General features: G+C 52.5%; 10 protein-coding genes and 2 pseudogenes. 6 read left to right on the forward strand and 6 right to left on the reverse strand.

The features are described 5' to 3' along the window. The first annotated feature begins 57 nt into the window (after window positions 1-57). The 4 genes from Q1B21_RS05210 to Q1B21_RS05225 are packed head-to-tail and all read left to right on the forward strand — an operon-like array spanning window position 58 to window position 2038. The gene (locus Q1B21_RS05210; protein ID WP_299886690.1) at window positions 58-870 is read left to right on the forward strand and encodes a hypothetical protein; all 813 of its coding nucleotides are present in this window, start codon (window positions 58-60) and stop codon (window positions 868-870) included. 59 nt (window positions 871-929) lie between these two features. Then, a complete protein-coding gene (locus tag Q1B21_RS05215; protein WP_299886692.1) occupies window positions 930-1064 on the forward strand; it encodes a hypothetical protein in 135 nt (44 codons plus the stop codon). Window positions 1065-1084: 20 nt separating this feature from the next. Continuing rightward, window positions 1085-1771 (forward strand): hypothetical protein, encoded by a 687-nt coding sequence (locus Q1B21_RS05220; RefSeq protein ID WP_299886694.1) that lies wholly within the window; start codon window positions 1085-1087, stop codon window positions 1769-1771. An 18-nt stretch (window positions 1772-1789) separates the two neighbouring features. Then, a complete protein-coding gene (locus tag Q1B21_RS05225) occupies window positions 1790-2038 on the forward strand; it encodes a ParB N-terminal domain-containing protein (RefSeq protein ID WP_299886696.1) in 249 nt (82 codons plus the stop codon). A gap of 343 nt (window positions 2039-2381) precedes the next feature. Here the strand turns inward: Q1B21_RS05225 and Q1B21_RS05230 are convergent, their stop codons facing one another. After that, a complete protein-coding gene (locus Q1B21_RS05230) occupies window positions 2382-2723 on the reverse strand; it encodes a hypothetical protein (RefSeq protein ID WP_299886698.1) in 342 nt (113 codons plus the stop codon). Between the two features lie 73 nt (window positions 2724-2796). On the opposite strand from Q1B21_RS05230, the pseudogene Q1B21_RS05235 reads away from it, so the two are divergent. Then, window positions 2797-3237, forward strand: a pseudogene (locus Q1B21_RS05235) (transposase); the annotation flags it as partial. Here Q1B21_RS05235 and Q1B21_RS05240 read toward each other — a convergent pair. From Q1B21_RS05240 to Q1B21_RS05260, 5 genes and pseudogenes are all read right to left on the reverse strand, one after another. Continuing rightward, window positions 3234-3371: pseudogene (locus Q1B21_RS05240) on the reverse strand (IS5/IS1182 family transposase); the annotation flags it as partial. The pseudogenes Q1B21_RS05235 and Q1B21_RS05240 sit on opposite strands and share 4 nt — an antisense overlap. Window positions 3372-3716: 345 nt before the next feature. Then, window positions 3717-3998 carry a hypothetical protein gene (locus Q1B21_RS05245; RefSeq protein ID WP_299886700.1) on the reverse strand — a complete coding sequence of 94 codons (282 nt, stop codon included), beginning with the start codon at window positions 3996-3998 and terminating at the stop codon, window positions 3717-3719. 381 nt (window positions 3999-4379) lie between these two features. Further along, window positions 4380-5501: an alanine/ornithine racemase family PLP-dependent enzyme gene (locus Q1B21_RS05250; protein WP_298938150.1), complete on the reverse strand. Its 1122-nt coding sequence runs from the start codon at window positions 5499-5501 to the stop codon at window positions 4380-4382. After that, entirely contained in the window at window positions 5498-6697 is a 1200-nt protein-coding gene (locus Q1B21_RS05255; protein WP_298938151.1) for a DUF1611 domain-containing protein, read from the reverse strand. Before Q1B21_RS05255 ends, Q1B21_RS05250 begins: the two co-directional genes overlap by 4 nt. Window positions 6698-7609: 912 nt before the next feature. Beyond that, the gene (locus Q1B21_RS05260) at window positions 7610-7963 is read right to left on the reverse strand and encodes a hypothetical protein (RefSeq protein WP_298938153.1); all 354 of its coding nucleotides are present in this window, start codon (window positions 7961-7963) and stop codon (window positions 7610-7612) included. Between the two features lie 660 nt (window positions 7964-8623). Here Q1B21_RS05260 and Q1B21_RS05265 point away from each other — a divergent pair. Continuing rightward, window positions 8624-9256, forward strand: a complete 633-nt coding sequence (locus Q1B21_RS05265; protein WP_299886705.1) for a tyrosine-type recombinase/integrase — start codon at window positions 8624-8626, stop codon at window positions 9254-9256. Window positions 9257-9368 lie beyond the last annotated feature (112 nt).

Here is a 9368-nt window from a genome sequence, read left to right on the forward strand (position 1 = left end):
TTTCGCACAAAAGGAAGGCTGCTCACTTGCTAAATTGGCTTAGAAGCTTTCGGTTTGATGACCGATAGTACAGACATCTCACCCCATTACGGCCTGCCTGCAGCCGAACGCATGTGGTTGGGTGCGACACGGCTCTTTGCTTGTCTAAGCTTCATATTCTTTTTCGCTCTTCCTGTAACGCCAGTGTTGGCGCAGGCTGTTCCAGCCAACGCGCGCAGCGACAACGGTGGTGAAGGTTGGGTCTGTGATGACGGGTATGAAAGAGTTCGAGATTCATGTCGAAGCACCATTGTGCCAGACAACGCCTATCTCACCGGCAATTCCTATGGTCGGCGTTGGGAATGCAATCATGGTTCCCAACTTATCGGCGAGCAATGTGAACAGCTTGATGTTCCTGATAACGCTTACACTACATCGACAGGCGATAGGTGGAGCTGTAATCGCTTATTCCGCCGCATCGGAAACGAATGCGAGGAAATCATAGCCCCTCGAAATGGCTTCATTGCGACCCGATTCGGTGTTCAAGAAACTCATTGTGAATGGGGATTTCGGATGGAAAGTGACGAATGTGTCGAGATTTCGGTTCCGAAGAATGGTCGCTTGACAGACAGACGCAGCTCTATGGGTTGGGTGTGTCTGCGCGGCTTCACAGCAAGCGACGCAAGCTGTATCCCACTCAACATCCCCGAAAACGCCTACTTTTCCGAAGAATCTCAATTCGGGTGGGAACGCGAGCGTGGATTTCGCGCTGACATGGACAAATGCCAGCCTGTCATTGTTCCCCAGAATGCCCATCTCAACCGCAGAGGTGATGGATGGGCATGCAATCGACCCTTCATACGTCAGTTGGATGCATGTGTTGATGATTAGACGAAGGAAATATCGCGGGCCAAAGGGTCTTAAACAGCCTGACCAAGAGGGACATGTTGGTGAACCATAAATCTTTGGACGAGAAGCTGGGCAAAAGCCTCAAAGCCGATATTGCACGACGCAGACTAACGACGGTGAAATATGTCATTGGTGTTGGAATCTTGATTGCAGCCATAGTCGTCGTGTTTCTTTGATGCGCAAAAGGGATTTCCAAGTGACACTCCAAAACTCTACTAAGATCGACCTTGGCCTGGAACAACGGGCTTTTCAGGACCGCAGTGTTCGAAGAAAACGCGGTGCAGACGTATCCGGGATTACAGAAGAAGAGTACGGTAAATACTGGATAAAAGCCGGTGTGCTGAGTGGAGTTTGCGTCGCAAGAGCGTTCCCCAAAAAGCCGGCAAAAACCCAGACCATGATAGCTGATGCAGTTGGAGACACTCCCGAGAAGGCTATCCGCGCATTGAAAGAACTGCTCGAAGAGCGAGACAGGCAGCGTACTCAGAAGCGTCGGCTAGAAGAAAACTCTGGGACATATGTGCCCGGCGAATGGGAATATGTTGAGGCATTGCACCAAGTCAGATTTTCCGACGCCCAGGTTGCAATGCTCAAAGCCCTTACAATCGCGGGCAAGGAAGGTTTGACCATCGGTCAACTCACGAGCACCGCAGAGTATAAATCTCGCGAAACCGCCGTTAAAGCGTTCAAAAATACTGGGTTAATGATTGCAGAATATCTGGAAATAGAGCTCATTGAGACCGGAGCCGCGCGTGGAAATGGCCTAGCTCAGGTGGTCGCCTACTCTCACATCTGCAATAGTGACGAACCTGCTACCTGGATCATGCATCCGGAGTTGCGAAATGCGGTTCGTGCGGTCTTGGGAATCCGATCCAACGCTTGAAAGGATACCTTACGATCCATGCTTGAGAAAAAACCTTACCCGATTGAGCAAATCTATGTTCCTGTGAGACGAGCGAAAACACTGGATCAGCAAAGAGTCTTAGAACTAGCAAAGGACATATTGAAGAACGGCCAAAGGACTCCAATCCAACTGCGCATTGACGATAAGCGGTTTGTTTTGATTGAAGGCCTTCATCGTCTGGAGGCCATTCGAGCTCTCGGTGGCGATACAATAGAAGCATATCTCGTGCGCGCGAGGATGCACTGAGGAGCATGTTTGTTCGGAATTTGGCAACTCATAAGACTTCGTCAGATAGTATTGACGGTCTTTCAGGGTCTCCAACGCAATTAATGGCTGTTTGGTCGAACTTCGGAAATGGCCGCCTAACCCGACAACCCGCCGAATGCTCCAGCAGCGATCAATTTGCGGCACAAAGGATACTAAGGGTCCTTGTGAACCGACCGAACTCGTCGCAGAGAATAACCGCAAGGAGCCCAGTACCTACGTTTCTTCGCAACTCTACAAAGACCATTTCAATGCGGAGGAACAAGCTGGTTCGGAAAACACTGGCGCGGTGCGAATAGCAGTTTCAATGCTGGTGAACGGTCAGTTAGCGTACCGTCACTTTGATTTTGGTTCCTGCAACTTCAATCGTCTCTCGACCTTTCTTTTTCGCGGTAAATATGACCTCAACCGCTGGAGTCCATCCGCCACACGTTCGACTTTTCGTCACGCCCCACTTTCCGTTGCTTAAGATACCAAGCTTTGTGTTTCGTGTTCGGTTTGGATCGACGTTGTTTGGTCGGCTACCGCACTCGCCTCTGTATCCATTCACTACAACAGATTGCCCGACTTTCAGGTCAACTGATCTATGCGTGGGAATTTTATTGTTCGGATCGGCGCTAACAACTGAACCAAGTATCACGCAAACTAAGACAATGGTGCGGAACATGAACCTTCCTCCAATTAGCCAGTCCACAATAAGAAGGCTCGTCATTCGGTCAAACATAAAGGCTATGACCTGCCCACCGCAACGCAGGCGGTCGCGATATGCTTTGAGTCTGATGGAGCGGGAGGAGATATCCCGGGGGCTTGTCGCACGGCAGTCGCTTCGTTCAATCGCCCAAAGTCTGAACCTGTCGCCGTCGACGATCAGCCGAGAGGTTCGCAGGAACGGCGGACGTCAAACCTATCGTGCGGCCCGCTCAGACCAGCGCGCGTGGGACTGCGCAGCGCGGCCTAAGTAGTGTAAGCTCTCGTTCAACGATCCTTTGTGCCACTTGATTGCGCGCAAGCTGCGCCGGAAATGGTCACCTCAGCAGATCGCTGGTTGGCTCAAGCGCAAGCATCCTGACCAAGAGGAAAGCCGTGTGAGCCACGAAACGATCTACCGCAGTCTTTATGTTCAAACCCGTGGTGTTTTGAAGAAGGAATTGCAGGAATGCCTACGCAGTCCCCGTGCCATCTCAACCTTCTTTCGGAGCTTCATCGAGATTTCGTATTGCTCGGTTTTGGCAATGTCGCGGGCGACCTGGCGGGCGTCTTCGTGTTCTTCGCGGGTTATCTTGCGCGCGTCTGCGTTGGGGCAGCACTTGGGCTTAATCGTCATACTCACAGCATCGGCCATTTAGGCTAGATGGTTTTGAATTCGCACACCGCCCAGAGCGGACCTTGGACCCGCATACCCATCGCTGCAGCGCGGCCTGTCGTACCAGCCGCCCTGCACATGCAAAATGTCAGGCCAGCCAAATTCGCAAAATACGTACAAAGTTAGCATTTGCTACGCTAACACCAATGACCGCTTTTGGGTTTTATGACCCAATTTCTCCGCAAAACCCACGCCCGTAACAGTCTATATTGCTGGCACCAAATAGATATGTTTTCGGTCGAGCTAGTGCCGCAACCGAGGTGCAAATAGAGAGCCAAGCAAAAGCCAGATAGATATCTAAAACTCATCAAATTCGGGGACATTGCCAAGCCTAATGATGAAGCTTGGCGACCCGATTTCGCCACTGTTCGCGTCCTCACTGACCATGTAGGCATCGGCGCCAGTGCAATCGTCGGATTGCGCTTCCCTTTCTGCTCTGTTTTGTGCCTCCGCTGCCATGGAGTATTCAAATTGCTTGCCGATTTTCAAGCGTCCTTGCCCTCCGCGTCCTGGCTTCTGTTCCACATATGTCTGGCAGATATAGTGAACTTTTTCTGAGCTCTCACCTGAGAGTGTCATGGCAATATCCTTGAAAAGATTACGAGCGCTGCTGATGCATGAGAAAAGTAGCGGTCGCTATCCGCTTTGTTTGTGTTCCGCTCATTCAAGTTGCGCGAAAAAGAGGGCCAACGATCCGGTCACCGCTTTTTGACGGGCTTCGAGGGACAGGCTTCAGATGTTGTGTTCGCATCCCTTTCGAGCCGAGTTTTGCGAAGCCGGGCGTTCTTGATCTGTCGTTGTTCTGCTTCTTCGTTGACCATTTCCCTAACGACCCGCGTTGTTTTGTCCATCGCTGTTTCCGCCTTGGGAGCGTGTGCATTGAAGACAGTTCTTTTTTTCAGCTTTGCCAATGGTTGTTCTCCTATCCGTTTCCAACGGCGCATTTATCAGTTGAGTATTTCAAATCGATGCCAGGTGATTGCCTGGTCCTTGAGAGACGCGCACGTGTCGTGAAGGACTGCGATGGAGCAGCTTCGTCTTGACGTCAGGAGCGGACATAGCTTTCATCAACGCGCTATAGTTCATTTGGAACCTCATTTCCGATCCTACGCTCTGCGTCGAATGGCATGTGCTGATGACAAGATGATCGCTTGTTGCACCGATGAGTCTGTTTCTAGGAGGCATCGAAAGCCCAAATACGTCCGTATCTTGCTGACCAATGGCGAGGATTAATTGTGTGCTCTGTCCGCTTTTTGGGACAAGGTGAAGTTTTTTGAATACCGGGTCGCAGATGCTCTGAGGGTGAGATGCAGGTTTGGACCCTGTTTCAATTACCTCGGCGACAAGCGTAAAGGCATCCGTATACAGCCCGCCTATCTGATCCCCGGAAACCGGATCAACACCGAGAAGTATTGCTTCCCCCAGCCTTAGATCGTTGATGCGACCAGCTGGGTGTCCACTTAAGGCCCAAGGAAGGTTGGCCGAGTTACCGCCAGATACCGTCTGAAGGAAGAGACCACACTGTCCCTCTGTGTCATTTGCCAGGACAGACAAGGCGTCCATGTCCGCAGCATTCGGGGCATTTCCGCTTAAGCATGCAAAGTTTGCTCCGATGCCCTTCAGCGCGACACCAGGCATGTCCACCACTTTCTGTGCAATTGAGCCGAGGTTTTCTGGCATGATCCCTTCGCGCAGATCGCCCATCTCAACCATCAAGATAATGCCGTGAGTACAGTCTTTCCGGATCGCGGCGGCAGCCAGAGCAGTAATCACGAGGATCTCTGTGTTGTAGCTTGTCTCACAGTACTGGACGACCTGATCGACCTGGCTCAGCGTTGGTGTGCGGATCAAGGTGACCGGGCATGTCAAGCCCGCATTGCGTAACTTCCGCACGTTGCTAAGACGCGCTTCTGCAAGTCCCACAGCGCCACCGTCCAGCATGGCCCGAGCGATGGTTGGATGCCCGCACACTGCCTTGGTCACACCGGTGACGCTGATGCTGCGTGTCTTGAGACGCTCGATCACAGTCTTCGCATTGTGACGTATCTTGCTCAGATGTAGCTCAATGCGGGGGGTGCTCATATTGCAGCCACAGGTGTGGGTTGATGTAAACCAGGATAGGCGGCGGCAACCATTGCAAGCAAATGCGATGCTGGCCGGCTGAGTACATCCGTTACAGGCAGCCCGAGTATTTGTGACTGTGCGGCAATAGTGTCGGTAATCTCGGCCTCAGACATCCCCTCGTGATTGAGCGTGACGCCGATGACTTTTGTGTCAGCAAACGCTTCGATGAGGGCAATCTCACTTGCAGGCTTGGGCATTGGCATATTGGGAAAATCACAGCGATGTGCGCGCTTTGGAGCGTGCTGAAGGATCACGGCGTCCGGCTGGCTGCCCCGCAAGATAAAGGCGGATGTGCAGAACGCCGGATGACTCAACGCCCCTTGACCTTCGATCAATATGACATCGGGCTGTTCACCCTCGGAAGCGTCAACAATCGCGCCTTCAAGCTCACCGCAACAGAACTGCGGCGGTACGGCATCCATTGCCACACCATATTTTGCGCCCTGCATCAAACCCGTCTGGCCCGTACCAACAAGAACAGTCTTGATGCCTCTTGCATTCAAGGCACGGGCCAAAACGGTCGCTGTTGTCCGCTTTCCAATGGCGCAATCCGTCCCAAGAACCGCTACGCGCAGCGCTTTCACATCTGCAATACTTCCATCGAACAGGCGCATATCCTTGCTGGGTTTAGGTTTTCGAATGTCTCGAATGGTGACTTTGCGTTCGGCCGCAAAAGATGCAATATCTGGATCATCGCTTAGATATTCATGCAATCCACTGACGATGTTCATACCTAGTGATATAGCATCCTTAACGACGCTGCGATCCGTTGATGAGAGTCTCCCCGAAGATGGTGCCATCCCGTAAATGAGGGTGTTGGGGATCTCCGCTTCATGGACGACAGCAGCGTCCAGACTTCTGAAGACCGGAATGTGGTTTACTGCATCGTCAAGAACCCACCCACTGTCTTCGCCGTCGTGGTCTCTATCGATGACAGACAGGATCCTGTAAGCCTCTGAATGACGAACGAGGCCATTTGCAGTTTTGCCATCAATTTTTGCGAAGTTACCTTGGCAATAGATAATCGCAGTTGGCGGCAAGGCGATTTGAGTGGCAGAGGTTGATCTTGTGTATTCGTCGCTGTTCAATGGCGGCGCTTGTGCACCGCTGACGGGACGACGTATAGTGTTTGCCGCGTTAAAGTCGGTTTTCATGATGTTTCCTTTGTGTGGTCGACGCCGAAGGCAACGCTGTCGCCACCATCGGGTAATGAGATCGAGAATGTCGTGCCGCGCGCTCAGTTATCGAGAATGCACAGACCTCTAGACAATTTGAAATTTTTGTTGCAGTTCCAACGGTTTCCGGACCTGCCAAGATGGGCATTCGCAGGGAGGTCTATTGGTTCGCAGCTCGCACCAGAGGTCGCGTATCCTCGCTCGCACTTCCACCCCGTGCCGTAAGTTGCATCGTCCAAGTAGGCATGTTCAGGGATCACAACGGCAGCGCACGAACCATCCTGTTCAAAGAACCCACGTTCGCATGTCCAGGGCTGGCCATATCCTGATGAATTCAGATAAGCGTTGGCCGGGACCGCAATTGCGACGCAAAGGTCATCCAATGCTTCAAACCCACGTTTGCATTCCCAAGCGGGCCCATAGGTGGAAGCTGCCAGGTAAGCGTTTTCGGGCACGGCAATTTTTTGGCACGTGTCGTCGACTTTGAGAAAACCGCGCGAGCAATGCCAGCGCTCACCTGATGGATCCAGAAATCCACCATCAGGTACAATCACCTCAACACAGGCAGTACCATCGTTCTTGCGGAAACCATGAAGACATTCCCAACCAGAACCATAGGTGCGGTTGGTCGGATACGCGTTTGCTGGCACTATGACAACGGTGCAGGCGTCGCCACTCAGCCTATACCCGGTGTTACATTTCCAGCCGTCACCATAACTCCTTGCAGTGGCATTTTCAGGCACAGGTTGCGATGTGGATTGAGCATGTGCAGGCGTTGAAAACAGAAGCAGAGCACAGATTGGGAGCACAATCAGCGCTGCCATCATCTGAATGCCTGGTGACAGATGTGCTTCCCAAATCGTCCTACAGAGTTGCGGCATTGCCTCTGAGTTATGATCCATCCAGCTCAAGCCCCGCGATGCAGGCATCTGCAAGGTCGCGGCTTGGCGTATCCGACCCCGGCAGCGTAGCCCAACCCGTATCCATCATAGCCTTTCGACGACTGAAGCCAGAGGCCTCTTGGAGGGTTACGATTATTTCTTCGCGTCTGGGGTCAGCAGCTGACCTGTTCAGGCAAACCGGCACCATCGCGAGCGTCACTTCTTCGCTTGCATGGTCCTTCGCCAATTCTTGAGCGCTACCGCTGGTTGTCCAACCGCCCCAGGTAAAGCCAAGGATTGAGACCGCAATCGCACCACACAAAGCACCATAGATGCCTGGTTTCGTCCATTCTGGAAATGTCATTTTAGATCCTCTGGCGGAGAAAGCGCCGCCTCGCTGTTTTGTGTCTTTTTGCGCAATCTTGGTCTCGCGCCAGGGCCATTCCCAAGGCGCGATGACCGATAGGCGCAGTTCGAGCTACTGAAATTTCATTTGATCAACAGTTGCGTTGTGGTTCCTTGGCAAGCCATCGGTGCGTCTGATCACCATAAATGGATCAATTAACGCCACACGCGATGTGGTCGTGCGCGAAAACATCGGCAACCTTCCCAAACATCAGATCCAAGTAGAGGACGTGACAGCTGAATTTTCATGATGGAAGAACTTAGCTATCTCTGGCAGGCTATGCGCCTAGGCCGCAGAAAACCAGAACCTTAGTGGGTTGTATATAACCACTTGGCGACGGTATTACAACGTTCATGAGCCTAACGCTATTACCAAGGCCCCGATACTGAAGAAAGAATTGGTTTCAACCTGGCATTCGCCTTATGTGTCGGCAAATCCGTTACTACTTTTGTAGCCTCTTTAGCATGCCACTCTCAAGCCGGCATCCGCTGCATCACTGAAATCATGTAGTGAGGACTCGTAGCCGATATCGGATGTGGCGCGGCATCCTGTGGTATGGCGTTTCAGTCAACGTCGGGTTGTCGTTATGGGAGGGCATGGCGGATCGGAGGATCAGCTATGGAAACACCAAACCTACCTGCCATCCGCGCGTTGCGGCCTGCATGGAACAAAGGCCGGATCGTTGGTCAGAAGCAACCACTCAAGCCAAAACATGTCTGGGCAATCAGAGTGCGACTTGAATTGGCCGAAGCCCATCGCGATCTCGCACTGTTCAACATGGCGATCGACAGCAAACTCCGCGGCTGCGATCTCGTGAAGATGAAGGTCGTCGACGTGATGGCTTCGGGACAGATCAAGGAACGCGCATCCGTGCTGCAAAGCAAAACTCAAAAATCTGTTCGCTTCGAGATCTCTGAAGTAACGCGGGCGTCTGTCGAGAAGTGGATGGAAGACGAGCTTATGGTCGGATCCGATTATCTGTGGCCTGGGCGATTTCATGAGCGTTTGCACATCTCCACACGCCAGTGCGCACGGATCGTGCGTGATTGGGTCACCTCGATTGGATTGGAGGCGAGCGCTTACGGAACACATTCCATGCGCCGGACAAAGGTGACGCAGATTTACAAGAAAACTGGCAACCTCAGAGCGGTACAGCTGCTGCTTGGACACTCCAAGATGGACAGCACGGTCAGATATCTAGGCGTTGAACTCGAAGACGCATTAGCCATCGCAGAAGCCATTGAAATCTAATCCTCAAGGGCCGTCTTCGCAGGCGGCCCATTGCGGCCGTTGACCACCCAGTGTTGATGCTGCGGCGCGGCCCGTCAGATCGGTCATCCGCTGCAGCGGCGAGATAGGAGGC

Origin of the sequence: uncultured Ruegeria sp., assembly GCF_947504215.1 — a bacterium.
Classification (GTDB): domain Bacteria; phylum Pseudomonadota; class Alphaproteobacteria; order Rhodobacterales; family Rhodobacteraceae; genus Ruegeria.